This is a genomic window from Mesorhizobium sp. Cs1299R1N1 (assembly GCF_037179655.1).
GTDB lineage: Bacteria > Pseudomonadota > Alphaproteobacteria > Rhizobiales > Rhizobiaceae > Mesorhizobium > Mesorhizobium salmacidum.
Genome location: NZ_JAPYKR010000005.1, coordinates 157,792 through 174,125 on the forward strand (window position 1 = coordinate 157,792; position 16,334 = coordinate 174,125).

Consider the following 16,334-nt stretch of genomic DNA (forward strand, 5'->3'; position numbering starts at 1 on the left):
ACGAAACGGGAAATCCCCGTACCTCGCAGCCTAGAAAACCGCGAGGTATTTGAGCAGCGAAACAATGCCGATGATGATGACGATGATCTGCACGATCTGTCTCATCCTGGCGTCGAGCGGCAGTCGCTGGACGAGATACAGAACCAGGATAATGACCAGGAATGTAATGAGGATGCCGATCAGCATGGACGACGCCATGATACCCTCCCCGAGACGGCCGTGTTGAAAAACGTAGCGAGATGGTGCGGCCGGCCAAGCTGGCCGCCCTTGCGGCTAATGGTACCAGCGGCGCGGCGTGTCGTTCATCGACTGGCCGATCGCGAGGCCGGCCAGGAAGCCAAGTAAGCCGATCACGCCAACCACTGCGGTCGTCGTGCCCGGATTTTCGCGCGCGGCTTCTGAAACGGACTGAGCCTGGCTGCGCAACTGCTGCGCTGTCCGCGAGGCGCGGGAAGCGGCTGTATCGTAGAAATCCGATGCCTGTTCGCTGGCGTCATCGAGCATTTCCGCGCTGCGCGCCGAAATGCTCTTGTTGATCTTGGTGATTTCCTTGCGCAGGTCTGCGATCTGCTTTTCCAGCGCCTTCTGGATGTCCTCGATGTCAGGAGGGCCGGATTTGTTGGTATCAGCCATGAAGCGGTTCCCTTGGTTGCTGACCAAGAGAACGGTGCCGACGCCATTTCGTTCCGGGCGGCAGCGGGATCCTCGCAGAACGAAAATACGCCGCCAGTGGTTATGCCCGCGACGACGAGGCCGCGGCTACCCTGCTCGCTCGATGCGGATGACCTGCGGCTTGTCGGTCAGATGGCCGTCTTTGGTGATGCCGTCGACGGCCTTGCGCACGGCGGCCTCGGTGGTCTCGTGGGTGACGAGGATCACTGTCTTCTGCGCCGCCGCCTCGCCGCTGACCGCGTGCTGGACGATCGATTCCAGCGAAATATCATTGTCGGCCATGCGCTTGGCGATTGCTGCGAACACGCCGATGCGGTCATGCACGGTCAGCCGGATGAAGTAACCGCCGGCATGGCTGCGCATCTGCGCCTTCTTATACGGTTTCAGCTCCTTCGCCGGCAGGCCGAAGACAGGACCGTGCTGGAAGCCTGGCCGGCTCTTGGCGATGTCGGCGACGTCGCCGATGACCGCCGAGGCGGTGGCATTGCCGCCGGCGCCAGGGCCGGAGAGCAGCAATTCGCCCAAAATGTCGGTCTCGATCGCCACCGCATTGGTGACGCCATGCACCTGCGCGATGACGGAAGCCGTCGGCACCATGGTCGGATGCACACGCTGCTCGATGCCGCTTTCGGTGCGCTGGGCGACGCCGAGCAGCTTGATCCGGTAGCCAAGATCGGCTGCCGCACGGATGTCGGCCTGGGTGATGTTGGAAATGCCTTCCATGTAGATGTCGTTGGCGGCAATCCTGGTGCCGAAGGCAAGGCTGGTCAGGATCGACAGCTTGTGCGCGGTGTCATGGCCCTCGATGTCGAAGGTCGGATCGGCTTCGGCATAACCCAGCCGTTGTGCGTCCTTCAGCACGACGTCGAAGGAGACGCCCTCGGCCTCCATCCGGGTCAGGATATAGTTGCAGGTGCCGTTGAGAATGCCGAACACGCGGCTGACCGAGTTGCCGGCCATCGCTTCGCGCATCGTCTTGATGACGGGAATGCCGCCTGCCACCGCAGCCTCGTAGTTGAGCAGAACGCCCTTCTTCTCGGCGATTTCGGCAAGCGCCACGCCATGCTTGGCAAGCAGCGCCTTGTTGGCGGTGACGACATGACGGCCGGCTTCGAGCGCCGCCTTCACAGAGGCACGCGCCGGCCCCTCATCGCCGCCGATCAGCTCGACGAAAACGTCGATCTCGGCGGTCTGTGCCATCTTCACCGGATCGTCGAACCAGTTCGCGGAGCTCAGATCGGTGCCACGGTCGCGTTTCCGGTCGCGTGCCGAAACCGCCGACACGATGATATCGCGCCCGCATTGGCGGGTCAGCTCCACCGCCTTGTCGCGCAACACGCGCGCCACCGATGCACCGACCGTGCCAAGTCCGGCAATTCCAACACGCAGTGCTTCAGCCATGGAAGGCGGCGCCCCTCAAATCAGATCGAATTTGTATTTAACGGTGGGCGGAAAGCGGCACCACATTGTTGGGCTGCTTGGCGCTGGCAGACAGGAAGCGCTTGATGTTGCGCGCCGCCTGGCGGATCCGGTGCTCGTTCTCGACCAGCGCCACGCGCACGAAATCATCGCCATGCTCGCCGAAGCCGACACCGGGCGCCACCGCGACGTCGGCATGCTCGATGAGCAGCTTGGAGAATTCGAGGGATCCCAGATGCCGGAACGGCTCCGGGATCGGCGCCCAGGCGAACATCGAGGCCGCCGGTGCCGGAATGGTCCATCCGGCGCGGCCGAACGCATCGACCATCACGTCGCGGCGCTTGTGATAGATATCACGCACTTCGGCGATGTCGGCGCCGTCGCCATTGAGCGCGTGCGCGGCCGCCACCTGGATCGGCGTGAAGGCACCGTAGTCGAGATAGGATTTGACCCGGGTCAGCGCCGAGATCAGCCGTTCATTGCCGACGGCGAAGCCCATGCGCCAGCCGGGCATGGAAAAGGTTTTCGACATCGAGGTGAACTCGACGCAGACATCGATGGCGCCCGGCACCTGCAGTACCGAGGGTGGCGGATTGCCGTCGAAGTAGATTTCGGAATAGGCAAGGTCGGACAGGATGATGATGTCGTTCTTCTTGGCGAAGGCCACCACGTCCTTGTAGAAATCGAGCGAGGCGACCAGCGCCGTCGGGTTCGACGGATAGTTTAGGATCAGCGCCAGCGGCTTCGGGATCGAATGGCGGACGCCGCGCTCGAGCGCGGGAATGAAGCCATCATCGGGCTCGACCTGCAGCGAGCGGATGACGCCGCCCGACATGATGAAGCCGAAAGCGTGGATCGGATAGGTCGGGTTGGGGCACAGGATCACGTCGCCGGGCGCGGTGATCGCCTGCGCCATGTTGGCGAAACCTTCCTTCGAGCCAAGCGTGGCGACCACCTGGGTGTCGGGGTTGAGCTTCACGCCGAAGCGGCGGGCATAGTAGTTTGCCTGGGCGCGGCGCAGGCCGGGAATGCCGCGCGATGAGGAATAGCGGTGCGTCCGCGGATCGCGCACCACCTCGCACAATTTGTCGACGATGGCCTTGGGCGTCGGCAGGTCCGGATTGCCCATGCCGAGGTCGACGATATCGGCACCGCGCGAACGGGCGCTGGCCTTGAGCCGGTTGACCTGCTCGAACACGTAAGGCGGAAGCCGGCGGACCTTGTGAAATTCTTCCATGGCAGTTCCAGACAGCAAGGGAGCGTTGGGCGCGCGCTATATACTCATTTGCAGGTAGGGTCGAGGGCGGGGTCGCATTTGCCTTCGATCTGCTTCAGCGTCTGCGGGCCGTGTTTCTTGGCGAGATCGGTCAGCGCCGCCTGGTTGGTGACGGCCGCGCCGCCGCTCTTGGCGCCTTGCCCGTTCTCGTCGGCCTTCAGTTGGGCGAGCTTGGCGTTCTTCTCGGTCTCGGTGAATTGTTTCGCCGCCACTTGCGGCGGGATGTTCAGGTTCGGAAAGGTACCGGTGTCCTTCGGACCCGCGTCGGTGGCCATCGGCACCGGACCGCCGGTATTTGTGCTCGAGCATCCGGCAACGCCCAGGAGCATGATTGTCGCGCCGATGCGGCAAAAGTGGCCGGCACCGAAAAAAACAGTCTCGCCAAACTTAATCGTCATATTGTTTCCTTGGCAGCCGGGGTAGAGCGAGATTGGACCCTGTCGGATGTCCCATGTTAATATGTCAAGAAAACGCTTCCGGAGGAACCCCGCGAACCATGTCCAAAACACCCGATTCGGGCAAAGCGGAAGATGGCGGACCTTCGACGGTCGAGCAATATCTGGTGAAGGACCCGGAACGCTTCGCGCTGAACATGGCGCGGATGATCGAGCAGGCCGGCAAGGCGGCGTCCGCCTGGGCCGAACCGCGCGAAAAGGGTGAGGTGCGCGACCACGTCGCCGAGCCGGTCGTCGACATGGTCAAGACCTTCTCGAAGCTCAGCGAATACTGGCTGGCCGATCCGCAGCGTGCGCTCGAAGCGCAGACGCGGCTGTTCGCCGGCTACATGACGGTTTGGGCGAACGCCATCCAGCGCGTCAGCCCGAACGCCGAGGGTGCCGACGATGCCGTCAAGCCGGAGCGCGGCGACAAGCGCTTCCAGGATCCGGAATGGGGCCGCAACGCCTTCTTCGATTTCCTCAAGCAGGCGTATCTCGTCACCTCGCGCTGGGCGTCCGAACTGGTCGAGCACGCCGAAGGCCTGGACGAGCATACCCGCCACAAGGCGAGCTTCTACGTCAAGCAGGTGTCCAACGCCATCTCGCCGTCCAATTTCATCCTGACCAATCCGGAATTGTTTCGCGAAACCGTCGCCTCCAACGGCGAAAACCTGGTGCGCGGCATGAAGATGCTGGCCGAGGACATCGCCGCCGGCAAGGGCGACCTGAAATTGCGCCAGGCCGATTATTCGCCTTTCGAGATCGGCAAGAACATCGCCACGACGCCCGGCAAGGTGGTCGGCCGCAGCGACGTCGCCGAGATCATCCAGTATGATGCGGCGACCGAGACAGTGTTGAAACGCCCACTGCTGATCTGCCCGCCCTGGATCAACAAGTTCTACATCCTCGACCTCAACCCGCAGAAATCCTTCATCCGCTGGGCCATCGAGCAAGGCCACACCGTTTTCGTCATCTCCTGGATCAATCCGGACGAACGCCACGGCGCCAAGAACTGGGAAGCCTACATCCGGGAAGGCCTGCAATACGGCCTCGACACGATCGAGAAGGCGACCGGCGAGCGCGACGTCAACGCCATAGGTTACTGCGTCGGAGGCACGCTGCTGGCGGCGGCACTGGCGCTGATGGCTGGAGAAGGCGACGACCGCATCAAGTCGGCGACCTTCTTCACCACACAGGTCGACTTCACCCATGCCGGCGACCTGAAAGTGTTCGTCGACGAGGAACAGGTCGCGGCGGTGGAAAAGGCTATGAACGAAAAGGGCTACCTCGACGGCACCAAGATGGCCACCGCCTTCAACATGCTGCGCTCGGGCGACCTGATCTGGCCCTATGTCGTCAACAACTACATGCGCGGCAAGGATCCCCTGCCCTTCGACCTGCTCTACTGGAACGCTGATTCGACCCGCATGGCAGCGGCCAACCACTCGTTCTACCTGCGCAACTGCTATCTCGAGAACAACCTCTCTCGCGGCACGATGGAGCTTGCGGGCCACACGGTCTCGCTCGGCGATGTCACCATCCCGGTCTACAACCTCGCCTCGCGGGAAGATCACATCGCGCCGGCGCTGTCCGTCTTCCTCGGCTCGAAATATTTCGGCGGCCCGGTCGAGTACGTGATGGCGGGATCCGGGCATATCGCGGGCGTCGTCAATCCGCCCGCATCCAACAAATATCAGTACTGGACCGGCGGCCCGCCGAAAGGCGACTTCGACCAGTGGGTAGAAAGGGCAACCGACCATCCCGGGTCCTGGTGGCCGCACTGGCAAAGTTGGATAGAGGCCAAGGACAACACCCGCGTAGCTGCCCGCAAACCCGGCAAGCATATGAAAACCTTGGGCGATGCTCCCGGCACCTATGTCAAGGTACGTGTGTAACGGACTGTAATGTCTGGTGAGTTGACGCCCCCGCAAAAGCGGGCGAAATGGTGTCGTCAACCATTAAGCAGCCGCAATTCGGCAATCGCTGCAAAAATACTTACAGGCTTGCTGATTTGACACAGGTCTCGTTTCCGGATCGGAGACAAGGGGCACCCTAACGCAGACATACCAGTCAGCGCCAAGGATACACCGACCGGACATCGAGGGGGAATTTGACTTTGAAATCAGCAGGATGGAGCCTCGCAAAGGGAGAACGCCGCGTCATCGTGGCAGCGTTCTGCTCGATGCTTCTGGCCTCCTGCACATCGGCTGGCGATCCGACAATGTCGGTCGGAATGCCCGGCTACAATGCTTCCGCATCCGACATCCACGCCGCCTCCACGGGCAAGCCCCTCGCCGCCGATTCGTCGTCGGAGGTAGCGACGGAGCAGACGACCGTGATGAGCGAAAGCGACACGGCACTCCCCGAAAAGGTTGCCTACCTACCGATGGCCAAGCCTGGGGCCACTTTCCCGCTCACCATACCAGCCAGCGCGGAAACGATCGCGGCACAGACGCCGCAGTCCTTGCAACAGCCGGTACAGACGGCGCAGCAGACCGACGCGGTCGCCCAGAAGATCGCCGCCGCCGATGCTGCCGCGACGGCGCCGAAGCCGGCCGCGGCACCGGTGATGAACAATCCGGTTTATGTGACCGCTGGCGAGGCGCCGCAAGCCGAGGCGCCGAAGAAAAAAGGCTTCCTGGCCTCGATGTTTGGCGCCACCCCCGCTTCGGCAACACCCGCTCCGCTGGTCAACACACGATCGGGCGAACAGCCTGCCGCGCAGGCCAAGCCTGCCCCGGCGGCAGCAAAGCCGATCATCACACTGGCCTCGGCCGATTCCACGGCAAGGCCGATACAGTTGGCTTCGACCGGGGACGATGCCGGTCACATCACGGGTAGCGATGCCCTGCCTGGCGTGCGCCAGACAGCCCTGTTCGAGATCAAACGCAAATCCGGCCTCGACGACGAAAGCGACGTCGACCTCAATGAGGACGAAGGCTCTGGCGGCAGCTATCAGGTTGCGTCTGCGGCCGGCATGGCGCGCCTGGCGCCCAACGGACTGCTGAAGCAGAATGAGAGCGTGGACGTCGCTTGCCTGAAGCCATCGCTGGTGCGCGTGCTGAAGACGATCGAAGGCCACTACGGCCGCAAGATGATGGTGACCTCGGGCTATCGCGACCCGGCCCGCAACCGCCGCGCCAACGGCGCCAAGAATTCGTTGCACATGTATTGCGCCGCCGCCGACATCCAGGTGCCCGGCGTCTCCAAATGGGAGCTTGCGAGCTACATCAGGACCATGCCCGGCCGCGGCGGCGTCGGCACCTACTGCCACACCGAATCGGTCCATGTCGATGTCGGCCCCGAGCGCGACTGGAACTGGCGCTGCCGCCGGCGCAGCGGCGGTGACGACGGCTAGCAGCGATTTGACGGACCGGAACCTCAGCAGGCCAGAGTCGTTCCCTTGTCGTCACCCTTGGGCTAAGCGGGAGCGAAGCTCCGTCGCGAAGACCCGAAATCCATGCCGTGACCCTGGCAAAGATCGCAACGGGAGCAGAATTCTGCACCGCGGCAACGCGTTGAAGTCGCGGCATGGATTCTCGGGTCCGCGCCGCGTCGCTACGCTCCTTGCTCCGCCCGTGGATGGCGAAGCGACTAATGTCACCGCTGATCGCCAAGCCCTGCCGACCCCTCGCGAAATCGCTGATTTGGCAGGCTGGAAAAAAGTTGTCCAAGGCGGCACCTAACGGGTTGCCGGTTACGCGCAACGCCAGTATAAGCCGCTTCGTCTGAGCGCGCCCATCGTCTAGCGGTTAGGACACCGCCCTTTCACGGCGGTAACAGGGGTTCGATTCCCCTTGGGCGTACCAGATCTTCCGGACCTCCAGTCCCTCTTCCGATTCTACGCAGCGAACGCCTGGCCGATGCAATTTGGCAGGGGCGGCATCGCGTCGACAACATTGCGGGTTACGGCATCCTTTGCAGCCGATACCCCATGCCTTTCGCGCTAGTCTAGCGCTCGGCTCCTCTATCTTGTCGATCCGACGGGCCGGTGGTTAAATGGAATACGAAGGGAGCGCTCATATGGCAGTTCACCTTTCGGCGGATATACGCGCTCCCGCGACAACGCCACCAAGATATCTCTTTGGTCCGCTCGCGGACTTTCTGATGCTCGGCGGCAGCGCATTCCTGATCTTGCCGGCGCTGTACTTCGTGCCACTGAGATACGAAGGTCTCGTGGCGGCGACGATGCTTTTCCTGGCTTATCTGATAAACTATCCGCACTTCGCCCACTCATACCAACTCTTCTACCGCAATTTTGGGCGGAAGCTGCGCGGCGACGGTTACGACAGGAACCTCCAGATCCGCTACGTCGTCGCCGGCATCGTCGTTCCCCTACTCATGGGCGCATTTTTTGCCTACGGCTCGATAACGGCGAACGCCCGGCTGCTGGGCAACGCAACCAACGCAATGTTCTTTTTCGTGGGCTGGCACTACGTCAAGCAAGGCTACGGTATGTTGATGATGGATGCCGTCCTGAAGCGCAGGTTCTTCACCGATCCGGACAAGAAAATCCTGCTGATCAACAGCTATGCAGTTTGGCTGTTCGCATGGCTTCAGACGAACACGGCGGTCAGCCAGGGAAAATACCTGGGGCTGGAATATTATACGTTTGCCACCCCTGCATGGCTCAACGCGATTGCGCTGTCGGCCGCGGCCGCTTCCACGGCCGCCACTGCCGTGATGCTGATCAATCGTTGGAGCAGGAATGGCGGCAGCCTGCCGTATAACGGCGTCATGGCCTACATCGCGTCCCTATATCTCTGGATTCTGATCGTAAGGACAAATCCGCTCTGGCTGCTTGTGGTGCCGGCGCTCCACTCCTTGCAGTACCTGGCGGTGGTCTGGCGTTACCAGAGCAATGTCGAGCGTGACGGGCGCGATGCCGAGAAGGTTCCGCCATCCAGAATCCTGTCCATCCTTGGTCCGGCTTACAGGGTGCGGCTTCTGGAGTTCATCAGTGCTGGCCTTCTCCTCGGCGGTCTGGGTTTCTGGCTGGTGCCGACCGTGCTGACGGCCCTTATCCCCTATGACCGGGAAGTCCTGGGATCGTCGCTGTTCTTCTTCATCGTGTTGATTTTCATCAACGTGCACCATTACTTCCTCGACAATGTGATGTGGCGCCGCGGCAACCCCGAAGTGTCGAGATATCTGTTCCGTTAGAGCTTTTTTTGCGCTCAGCGGAAGCGCTTGGCGTAATGTGGAAATGGACCAGGGATGGATCCACTCCCGCCCGATCCACCAGTCCATCAGCTTCGGAATTTTGGAGGCCTCGCCTCGGAATCGAACCGAGGCTTCCGAGATTTGCAGTCTCTAGCGTAGCCGCTCCGCCACGAGGCCATACGTGCTGTGGTAACGGGCAGAAGTTTAAAGATCCTTGATGTCTTGGATAAAAAATTTCGGCTACGCCCCACTGTGAAAAAGAGCCCGTCACGCGGCAGAAAAGCGCCGACCCATGACTCCTTTGCCAGACTTGAATTGCATGCCCGTCAACGAGGGGAACTCATGCAGCCCGGCCGCAGGCTCGAGGCCAGCAGATTCGCTGTCTGGCAGACTACGTGGCTAACCGCCGACCAGCGGCACGGTAACGGTCGTCGCGTAATTGATCGGGTAGGCGTTGAAATATGGGAAATCTATGACGAACGCGTAGGCAGCGGTCAGGTGCGCCATGCGAAAGCCGCCGCTCGCCGGGTCGGTGGCGATCGTGACGTTCACATTCTTCAGACCCAGCGCAAGCAGTTTCTGCGTCGCGATCGCCTGGATGTCGGCCTGGGTCAGCGTGTTGTTAAGCTGCAGGGACCGTGCGGACGCCTCCAGCGTATAGCGAACGCTGGAGGCCGAATTCATCGACCAGCCGAAGGCAAAGATTCCGAATAGCAGCATAATAAGGAACGGTGCGATCAGCGCGAATTCGAGCGCGGCTCCGCCCGATCGATCGGCCCTGAAGCCTCCCGCATTACCGAACACGGATCAGCTCCTGCTGGCCGATCGCGCTGGGGGTGGAAAACACGCCGAAGGTAAAGGGCGGAGTCCACGTCGCCGATGCGTCGATCTGGACAAAGACCGACGGTGCCTTCGGCCCGCTGCACAAGGTCGAAGCGTCGACCACGGTCGTCCCGCATTTGTAGATCCGGCTCAGCGTGACCTGACCGTCGTCCGGCATCCTCTCCCAGTTCGCCAGTGCCGCGGCCCGTGTCGCGCTGTCGTCGGTGGAGCCCGCCAAGACCATGTTCGCCGCCGTCTTCACGCCGGCGCGCATAGACAGCGAACTCGTGACGTATGACCAGCCGTCGGCGATGCCGAGCAGTACCAGACACAGGATAGGCAGGACCATCGCGAACTCAACCGCGGCTGCACCCGCGTCTTCGCGAATGGCTGGGATCAATCGATGGGCCACGCGCTTCATTCGACAATCGCGACCGACGCCGCCGCGGGGATGTCCTTCATTCCCAGGCTCGAGCAGTCCTGGTTGATCGTGGAATTGCCGGACCACTGGATAGTGTCGGCCACAATCTGCGTGCAGCCATTGTTGCCTGAGAAGTTGCCCAGGTAGTTCACTTGCTGCTTGGGGAAATAGATGGCGCCGGTCAGCAAGGATGTTGCCGTACCGTTGAAGGTACTCTGCGCCGCCGTGCCTGTCCTGTCACCGTAGAACAGCATGCCGGAATAGGTGCCCGACTGCGGCGCGCTGAGCGTCACGGTCGCGTTCCCGTTCATGCTGACGGTGCTGCTGCCCGCCATGAAGATGGTGACGCCGCTGCCCGCGATGACCGCGCCCGCGTTGATTTTCAAATTGCCCTGGACAACATAGACGCCGGGAGAAAGCGTGACATTGCCGTTGAGGCTCATACCACTGCAATAGGTCCCGGGCTGGATCGTTTGGGTCGTCTTGCCTCCGTTGACATTCTGGCATGGGTTGGAGACAGCGGGCGCCGGCACGCTGGCGAACGGATCGGGCGCGGGCAAGGCCTGGGTAATCGGCGCCTTGCAGATCGTGGTCACCGGATTATTCAGCACGACCCCGCCCGCCGAGATCAGGCAGTCGGCCGTGAGACCCGCCGATCCCTGCACCTTGATCGCGTCGCTGGCGATCGAGTTCGTCATGATGACGCAGCCGTTGAGCGTCATGCTGGTGCTGCCGGAGAAGAGCACCGACTGCGGCGCCGACAGATTTCGCGCCTGGAGGCAGGCCTTGGAGGCGTCAGTGATGAGCGCCACCGCCCTCGCCCGCTCCGGCACCTTGCCCTGCGTGAAGATGGAGGTGAATATCCGGTCGAGATTCTGGCCGAGGACCACCTCGACCGCCTTTTTGGCAGTGTTCGGCCCTGACGTCGGCGGCGTATTGACGACGATGGTGCCGTTCCCGAGGCCGTTGTCCGTCGCCGACTGGGTCGCGGCCGCGACGATCGTCGGCGTGTCGGAACCCGCGATCTGCTCCAGCGCGCCGGCATAGGCCGCGGCATCCGCCGTGGCCTGCAATCTCAAGCTGTTGTAGTACCAATAGGAGGTTTCAACGCCAAAACCCGCCGCACCGACAACGATCGGCAGGGTAAGGGCAAAGATGGTGGCGACGTTCGCGGCTCTGCTGCGGCGCATGGCCGCCACGAGCCGAATCCGGGTGAAGCAGTTGAACAGCATGCTCAATTAGAAAGCACGCATGTATGAATGAACGGCTAAAAAGTCGATTCACTTTCTACGAGACAACCATTGGCTAGCAGCCATTGGCTCCAACAGCCGGCCTCGGTACGCGGACCTTCTCGGCACGCCATGGAGGGCAAATGACGCATTTCCGGCGTCGCCAAGCGTGCAGTTGCCTGCGGGCAGGATTTACTTCAGGCGGTAAGGATCGGGACCTCTTCCACGGTCGCACCAGCCGATAACTCTCTTTGAACGGCAAGAAAGAACCTGCGCACTTCGTCACCGGCTGCCGTTCTGTCCCTGCCCGTCCCGACAATGAGATCGAGCAACTCCGCCGCCTTTGTCTTCCAGAACGAGGTGGCGGTCTCGCCATGCAGATTGCCGAGCTTGGCGGCAACTTCCCTGACCAAGAACAGCTGACGATCGATCGGGAACGCACGGACTTTTTCTGAGGACATCTTCCGACCCATGAAACTGACGCAACGAATCAACCATTGCCGAACAATCAATGGCTAACCGCCAAGGTGGAAACGGAAGCTTAACAGCGCCGGCCAATGCATCGGCGCAAGCGAATCGTCATGCACACTCAAGCTGAACTGGTTCCCCCACTCGATGACGCCCTCAGGCCTGCAGCGCTCTCGCCTCGCCGCCGCGCTTGCGCGGCGCCATCATGTCGCCGGCCATCAGTCCGGCAACGCGGCAGAACGCCATGAACGCCCGGCAGGCGTCTTCGGTCTCGACCACATCGACCGTGGCACCGAAACAGGCATTGAAGGCTTTCTGATACACCGGTCCCTGCCGGCGCGCCGGCCAGTCCTGCAGAAAATCGAGCGCCTGCTCGACGCTGTAGATTTCCTCGACGGGCAAGCCGGGGCCTGGTGCGATGCGCACCGGCACCTCGAATTGCAATCTGTCCATCCGACATCTCCCGACCGGCATCGCCCAAGCAACGCCGCTCATCGTCAAAAGTTGCTTTGTGCAGTCTGCCACGGAAATGTGTCGTCACTGCGGAAAACTGCCTCCTTTGCTGCATCTGGCAAAGGAAGGCCTGCCGGCATCGAGCGGCCCGGCAGGCCTTTCCGGCGGCGCGACTACTGGTTGGCCGGGTCGGTCTCCGCGTCGAAGGCCGTGCGCCTGACCGGCGGGGCAAGCGAATATCCGGGCCGTTGGGGCCGCATCAGGCAGTTCGTCCTTGAACCTTTCGCCCTCAGGTGCCAAATCTGGTGACATCTCCGCGCCCGCGCTCCTGCGGCGCGCCACCTTCTATATGGGCAAAATGGTCACCTATCTCGACGCCGCCACGGCACCGCTCAGAAACACCGGCCAGATCCGCCTTTATGGCGAGGAAGGCTTTGCCGGCATGCGCAAGGCATGCGACCTCACCGCGCGCTGCCTGGACGAACTGGTGCCGATGGTCGGCCCCGGCGTCACCACCGAGACCATCGACCGTTTCGTCTTCGAGTTCGGCATGGACCACGGCGCACTGCCGGCCACGCTCAACTATCGCGGCTACACGAAATCGTCTTGCACCTCGATCAACCACGTCGTCTGCCACGGCATTCCCGACAACAAGCCGCTGAAGGATGGCGATATCGTCAACATCGATGTGACCTACATCCTCGACGGCTGGCACGGCGATTCCTCGCGCATGTATCCGGTCGGCACGATCAAGCGGGCAGCCGAACGCCTGCTCGAGGTCACCCACGAATGCCTGATGCGCGGCATCGCCGCCGTCAGGCCGGGCGCGCGCACCGGTGTCATCGGCGCCGCCATCCAGACCTACGCCGAAGCCGAGCGCTGCTCGGTGGTGCGCGATTTCTGCGGCCACGGCGTCGGTCAGCTGTTCCACGACGCCCCCAACATCCTGCACTACGGCAATGCCAATGAAGGCGTGGAAATGCGCCCCGGCATGATCTTCACCATCGAGCCGATGATCAACCTCGGCCGGCCGCATGTGAAGGTCCTGTCGGATGGCTGGACGGCGGTGACACGCGACCGCTCGCTGTCGGCGCAATACGAGCACACGATCGGCGTGACCGACACCGGCTGCGAGATTTTCACGCTGTCGCCCAAAAAGCTCGACCGCCCCGGCCTGCTGGCCTAGGAGGCTGTCGCGAGGTCTTGGATGGCGGCCTATTTCCAGTGTTTGCGTGGCCGCCAGTCTTCGCCCTCGTCCTGGTCTCGGAACCAGCGCATTATTTCCCGGCAACTGTGCGGACGGCCATCGCTGACCCTGCCATCGGTGCATGGATCGTAGCGTTCGCGCGGGTAATAGTCGTGCCTTTCCCGATAACGCTCCCGGCGATCCAGCATGCGCAGGATCTCCCGGCAATTATGCGGCCTCCCGTCGCTGTAACGGCCGTCCGTGCAAGGATCATCATATTGGATGAGATGAATCGGCAGGTTCTTATCAGGGCGGCTATTGGCATCGATCACCGAGGCAGCCATTGCGGGACTGAAGCTCAGGAGCAGGCCGGCGGACAGCAGGATACGAATGAGCCTGGGCATCTTGGTTGTCTCCGAATGGGGCGTCATCGATGACGACACCGAGAGCTTGCGCGACTCCCATTGCCGCAACATTGCGCGGAGGTCGGAGGCCACTCATTCCTTGCCGCCGAAAAGACCTCGACCGCCCCTGCCCGCCGTCCTAGTATTTCGTGGGGATCAGCGATCATTGCTCAGCTGCGGACTGGATATGGGCGGCACATGGCGACACAAGGCGACGACGACGAACGGAGCTTCTTCTCCGAGGTGCCGGTGCGGCCGGCGGCGAGAGCCAAGGCGGCAGTCGATGAAAAACCGCATTATCTCGGCCATCGCGATCGTCTGCGCGAGCGCTTTGCCTCGGCCGGTCCGGATGCCTTGCCCGACTATGAGCTTCTGGAACTCCTGCTCTTCCGCCTGATACCGCGCGCCGACACCAAGCCGGTCGCCAAGGCGCTGCTGGCCCGCTTCGGCACCCTAGCCGAAGTGCTCGGCGCGCCCGTCGGCTTGCTGCAAGAGGTCAAGGGCATAGGCCCGGCCGTAGCACTCGAGCTGAAGGTCGTCGCGGCGACCGCCCAGCGCATGGCGCGCGGCGAGGTCCATGGCCGCGAAGTCCTGGCCTCATGGCAGCAGCTTCTCGACTATTGCCGCTCGGCCATGGCGTTCGAGGCGCGCGAGCAGTTCCGCATCCTGTTCCTCGACAAGAAGAACGCGCTGATCGCCGACGAAGTGCAGCAGACCGGCACGGTCGACCACACGCCGGTCTATCCCAGGGAAGTGGTCAAGCGCGCGCTCGAACTGTCGGCCACCGCGATCATCCTGGTCCACAACCATCCCACTCGCCTCTTTTCGATCACGCACGATCACACACTAGCGCATTGATACATATATATTTTTCGACTTGTAGCAGAGTCGGATATCGTGGCATATTGGGGTCGGTTTTAGGGGGATCGAAGCCCGTTTTGAACCCAACCACAGACCCCTACTACCCGTCAGCCGATCCCACTCGAAAGCCTACGGGAGACCCCAGTGCCAAGCCTTACCGATGGAGAGATTCGCCGCGCTTTGAAGCAGGTCGAGGAGACCGGAAAGCAGCAGAACCTTGTCGATGGCGAGGGCCACGGAACAGGCCGCCTCGTTCTCGTGATAAAGCCAATGCCGACCCGCGTAACGGCGGACTGGATGGCCCAGCAATGGCGAGACCAAAAGCGTCTCAAGAAAAAGCTCGGCTCGTATCCGTCAATGGGCCTCAGCCAGGCCCGCGAGATTTTCAGGCGCGACTTCGCCGACATGATCCAGAAGGGACGCAGCATCAAGATTGCAGGCGACACGCGACCCGGCACGGTCGCCGATCTGTTCGAGGCCTACGTCGCTTCGCTCAAGGCAGATGGAAAACCGTCCTGGAAGGAGGCCGAAAAGGGGTTGAACAAGATCGCCGATTCGCTCGGTCGCAACCGCCCTGCCCGCGACATCGAGCCTGATGAGATCAGGGACATTATTCGCCCGATCTATCAGCGAGGCAAACGGTCCATGGCTGATCATGTTCGCAGCTATGTTCGATCGGCCTACAGCTGGGGGCTGAAATCTGAGCACGACTACCGCTCGACCTCTGTCCGTCGGTTTCGTCTCATCTACAATCCGGCTGCTGGTATTCCGACAGAACCAAAAAACGTTGGAACGCGTTGGTTGGACGAAGAGGAATTTGTCCGTCTCTATCGCTGGCTCGAATATCCCGATGCGCCGGTCCATCCCCCTTACACGCGTGCCGTAAGAATTCTTATGCTGACCGGCCAGCGCGTCGAGGAGATCGCTCGGCTACACGTCGATCAATGGGATGCCGCTGAGCGCATCATCGACTGGTCCAAGACCAAGAATGGAAAGCCTCACGCCATCCCCGTGCCCAAGATCGCGGCCGAGCTTATTGGGTCGATCAAGCCGAATGAATTTGGTTGGTTTTTCCCATCCGCCACCGATCCGTCCAAGCCTGTCAGTCATGGAACGCTTTATTCGTTCATGTGGCGCCAGCGTGATCGCGAGGTCATTCCCGTCGTGACAAACCGCGATCTCCGGCGAACCTGGAAGACGCTTGCCGGCAAGGCAGGTCTCTCCAAAGAGATCCGAGACCGATTGCAGAACCACACTCTGCAGGACGTCAGTTCCAAGAGCTACGATCGCTGGAATTACATGCCGGAAAAGCGTGCTGCCATGGCCCGGTGGGACAAGTTTGTCCGGGAGCTTCTGACGAAGAAGAAGCGTAAAGCCGCGCTTAAGGAAGCTGCATGAGCTAGCGATTACCTTTCCTCACCGCCATCACCGGCGGGGGCAAAGCTTCATTGTGGGAACCAGACTACGAATCTGGGGGTCAGGAGTTCGAATCTCTTCGGGCGCGCCGCGCCGGGTGATGATGA

At 61.7% G+C, this 16,334-nt stretch carries 17 protein-coding genes and 2 tRNA genes; 7 read left to right on the forward strand and 12 right to left on the reverse strand.

Going from position 1 to position 16,334, the window contains the following annotated elements; translation table 11 throughout:
• Positions 1-30: 30 nt before the first annotated feature.
• The 5 genes from O7A70_RS12860 to O7A70_RS12880 all read right to left on the reverse strand — a co-directional run bounded on the left by O7A70_RS12860 (position 31) and on the right by O7A70_RS12880 (position 3,765).
• Entirely contained in the window at positions 31-198 is a 168-nt protein-coding gene (locus tag O7A70_RS12860; RefSeq protein WP_084637105.1) for a Thivi_2564 family membrane protein, read from the reverse strand.
• Between the two features lie 75 nt (positions 199-273).
• On the reverse strand, positions 274-633 hold the full coding sequence (locus O7A70_RS12865) for a DUF883 family protein (protein WP_337140667.1): 360 nt from the start codon (positions 631-633) through the stop codon (positions 274-276).
• Between the two features lie 126 nt (positions 634-759).
• Positions 760-2,073 (reverse strand): homoserine dehydrogenase, encoded by a 1,314-nt coding sequence (locus tag O7A70_RS12870; protein ID WP_337140668.1) that lies wholly within the window; start codon positions 2,071-2,073, stop codon positions 760-762.
• A gap of 37 nt (positions 2,074-2,110) precedes the next feature.
• On the reverse strand, positions 2,111-3,328 hold the full coding sequence (locus O7A70_RS12875; protein ID WP_015317568.1) for an LL-diaminopimelate aminotransferase: 1,218 nt from the start codon (positions 3,326-3,328) through the stop codon (positions 2,111-2,113).
• Positions 3,329-3,372: 44 nt separating this feature from the next.
• The gene (locus O7A70_RS12880) at positions 3,373-3,765 is read right to left on the reverse strand and encodes a hypothetical protein (protein WP_140508781.1); all 393 of its coding nucleotides are present in this window, start codon (positions 3,763-3,765) and stop codon (positions 3,373-3,375) included.
• A gap of 98 nt (positions 3,766-3,863) precedes the next feature.
• Here O7A70_RS12880 and phaC point away from each other — a divergent pair, with 98 nt between their 5' ends.
• The 4 genes from phaC to O7A70_RS12900 all read left to right on the forward strand — a co-directional run bounded on the left by phaC (position 3,864) and on the right by O7A70_RS12900 (position 8,967).
• Positions 3,864-5,699, forward strand: coding sequence for a class I poly(R)-hydroxyalkanoic acid synthase (gene phaC, locus O7A70_RS12885; RefSeq protein ID WP_337140670.1), 1,836 nt, complete (start codon positions 3,864-3,866; stop codon positions 5,697-5,699).
• Positions 5,700-5,914: 215 nt separating this feature from the next.
• The gene (locus O7A70_RS12890) at positions 5,915-7,162 is read left to right on the forward strand and encodes a YcbK family protein (protein WP_337140671.1); all 1,248 of its coding nucleotides are present in this window, start codon (positions 5,915-5,917) and stop codon (positions 7,160-7,162) included.
• Between the two features lie 376 nt (positions 7,163-7,538).
• Positions 7,539-7,613: transfer RNA gene (locus O7A70_RS12895), tRNA-Glu, on the forward strand.
• 214 nt (positions 7,614-7,827) lie between these two features.
• Positions 7,828-8,967: a hypothetical protein gene (locus O7A70_RS12900; protein WP_337140672.1), complete on the forward strand. Its 1,140-nt coding sequence runs from the start codon at positions 7,828-7,830 to the stop codon at positions 8,965-8,967.
• A 101-nt stretch (positions 8,968-9,068) separates the two neighbouring features.
• On the opposite strand, the gene O7A70_RS12905 is transcribed toward O7A70_RS12900, so the two are convergent.
• The 6 genes from O7A70_RS12905 to O7A70_RS12930 all read right to left on the reverse strand — a co-directional run bounded on the left by O7A70_RS12905 (position 9,069) and on the right by O7A70_RS12930 (position 12,360).
• Positions 9,069-9,144, reverse strand: a tRNA-Cys gene (locus O7A70_RS12905).
• 222 nt (positions 9,145-9,366) lie between these two features.
• Positions 9,367-9,771 (reverse strand): TadE/TadG family type IV pilus assembly protein, encoded by a 405-nt coding sequence (locus O7A70_RS12910; RefSeq protein ID WP_337140673.1) that lies wholly within the window; start codon positions 9,769-9,771, stop codon positions 9,367-9,369.
• On the reverse strand, positions 9,761-10,210 hold the full coding sequence (locus O7A70_RS12915) for a TadE/TadG family type IV pilus assembly protein (protein WP_337140674.1): 450 nt from the start codon (positions 10,208-10,210) through the stop codon (positions 9,761-9,763). Before O7A70_RS12915 ends, O7A70_RS12910 begins: the two co-directional genes overlap by 11 nt.
• Positions 10,207-11,442 (reverse strand): pilus assembly protein TadG-related protein, encoded by a 1,236-nt coding sequence (locus O7A70_RS12920; RefSeq protein ID WP_337140876.1) that lies wholly within the window; start codon positions 11,440-11,442, stop codon positions 10,207-10,209. Before O7A70_RS12920 ends, O7A70_RS12915 begins: the two co-directional genes overlap by 4 nt.
• Before the next feature lie 194 nt (positions 11,443-11,636).
• On the reverse strand, positions 11,637-11,900 hold the full coding sequence (locus O7A70_RS12925) for a DUF6074 family protein (protein WP_027146822.1): 264 nt from the start codon (positions 11,898-11,900) through the stop codon (positions 11,637-11,639).
• 163 nt (positions 11,901-12,063) lie between these two features.
• Positions 12,064-12,360 (reverse strand): DUF982 domain-containing protein, encoded by a 297-nt coding sequence (locus O7A70_RS12930; protein ID WP_140508771.1) that lies wholly within the window; start codon positions 12,358-12,360, stop codon positions 12,064-12,066.
• Between the two features lie 358 nt (positions 12,361-12,718).
• Here O7A70_RS12930 and map point away from each other — a divergent pair, with 358 nt between their 5' ends.
• On the forward strand, positions 12,719-13,546 hold the full coding sequence (gene map, locus O7A70_RS12935) for a type I methionyl aminopeptidase (protein WP_337140877.1): 828 nt from the start codon (positions 12,719-12,721) through the stop codon (positions 13,544-13,546).
• A gap of 29 nt (positions 13,547-13,575) precedes the next feature.
• Here the strand turns inward: map and O7A70_RS12940 are convergent, their stop codons facing one another.
• Positions 13,576-13,950, reverse strand: a complete 375-nt coding sequence (locus O7A70_RS12940; RefSeq protein ID WP_337140675.1) for a hypothetical protein — start codon at positions 13,948-13,950, stop codon at positions 13,576-13,578.
• A 198-nt stretch (positions 13,951-14,148) separates the two neighbouring features.
• Between O7A70_RS12940 and O7A70_RS12945 the strand changes: the two genes are divergently transcribed.
• Both O7A70_RS12945 and O7A70_RS12950 read left to right on the forward strand, forming a co-directional pair.
• Positions 14,149-14,808: a JAB domain-containing protein gene (locus tag O7A70_RS12945; RefSeq protein ID WP_337140676.1), complete on the forward strand. Its 660-nt coding sequence runs from the start codon at positions 14,149-14,151 to the stop codon at positions 14,806-14,808.
• Between the two features lie 147 nt (positions 14,809-14,955).
• Positions 14,956-16,209, forward strand: coding sequence for a tyrosine-type recombinase/integrase (locus tag O7A70_RS12950; protein ID WP_337140677.1), 1,254 nt, complete (start codon positions 14,956-14,958; stop codon positions 16,207-16,209).
• Positions 16,210-16,334 lie beyond the last annotated feature (125 nt).

Excerpts from the sequence above, each read along its gene's own strand:
- O7A70_RS12860 (WP_084637105.1), bottom strand. The coding sequence starts at position 198 with ATGGCGTCGTCCATGCTGATCGGCATCCTCATTACATTCCTGGTCATT.
- O7A70_RS12865 (WP_337140667.1), bottom strand. The coding sequence starts at position 633 with ATGGCTGATACCAACAAATCCGGCCCTCCTGACATCGAGGACATCCAG.
- O7A70_RS12870 (WP_337140668.1), bottom strand. The coding sequence starts at position 2,073 with ATGGCTGAAGCACTGCGTGTTGGAATTGCCGGACTTGGCACGGTCGGT.
- O7A70_RS12875 (WP_015317568.1), bottom strand. The coding sequence starts at position 3,328 with ATGGAAGAATTTCACAAGGTCCGCCGGCTTCCGCCTTACGTGTTCGAG.
- O7A70_RS12880 (WP_140508781.1), bottom strand. The coding sequence starts at position 3,765 with ATGACGATTAAGTTTGGCGAGACTGTTTTTTTCGGTGCCGGCCACTTT.
- phaC (WP_337140670.1), top strand. The coding sequence starts at position 3,864 with ATGTCCAAAACACCCGATTCGGGCAAAGCGGAAGATGGCGGACCTTCG.
- O7A70_RS12900 (WP_337140672.1), top strand. The coding sequence starts at position 7,828 with ATGGCAGTTCACCTTTCGGCGGATATACGCGCTCCCGCGACAACGCCA.
- O7A70_RS12915 (WP_337140674.1), bottom strand. The coding sequence starts at position 10,210 with ATGAAGCGCGTGGCCCATCGATTGATCCCAGCCATTCGCGAAGACGCG.
- O7A70_RS12920 (WP_337140876.1), bottom strand. The coding sequence starts at position 11,442 with ATGCTGTTCAACTGCTTCACCCGGATTCGGCTCGTGGCGGCCATGCGC.
- O7A70_RS12925 (WP_027146822.1), bottom strand. The coding sequence starts at position 11,900 with ATGTCCTCAGAAAAAGTCCGTGCGTTCCCGATCGATCGTCAGCTGTTC.
- O7A70_RS12930 (WP_140508771.1), bottom strand. The coding sequence starts at position 12,360 with ATGGACAGATTGCAATTCGAGGTGCCGGTGCGCATCGCACCAGGCCCC.
- map (WP_337140877.1), top strand. The coding sequence starts at position 12,719 with ATGGTCACCTATCTCGACGCCGCCACGGCACCGCTCAGAAACACCGGC.
- O7A70_RS12940 (WP_337140675.1), bottom strand. The coding sequence starts at position 13,950 with ATGCCCAGGCTCATTCGTATCCTGCTGTCCGCCGGCCTGCTCCTGAGC.
- O7A70_RS12945 (WP_337140676.1), top strand. The coding sequence starts at position 14,149 with ATGGCGACACAAGGCGACGACGACGAACGGAGCTTCTTCTCCGAGGTG.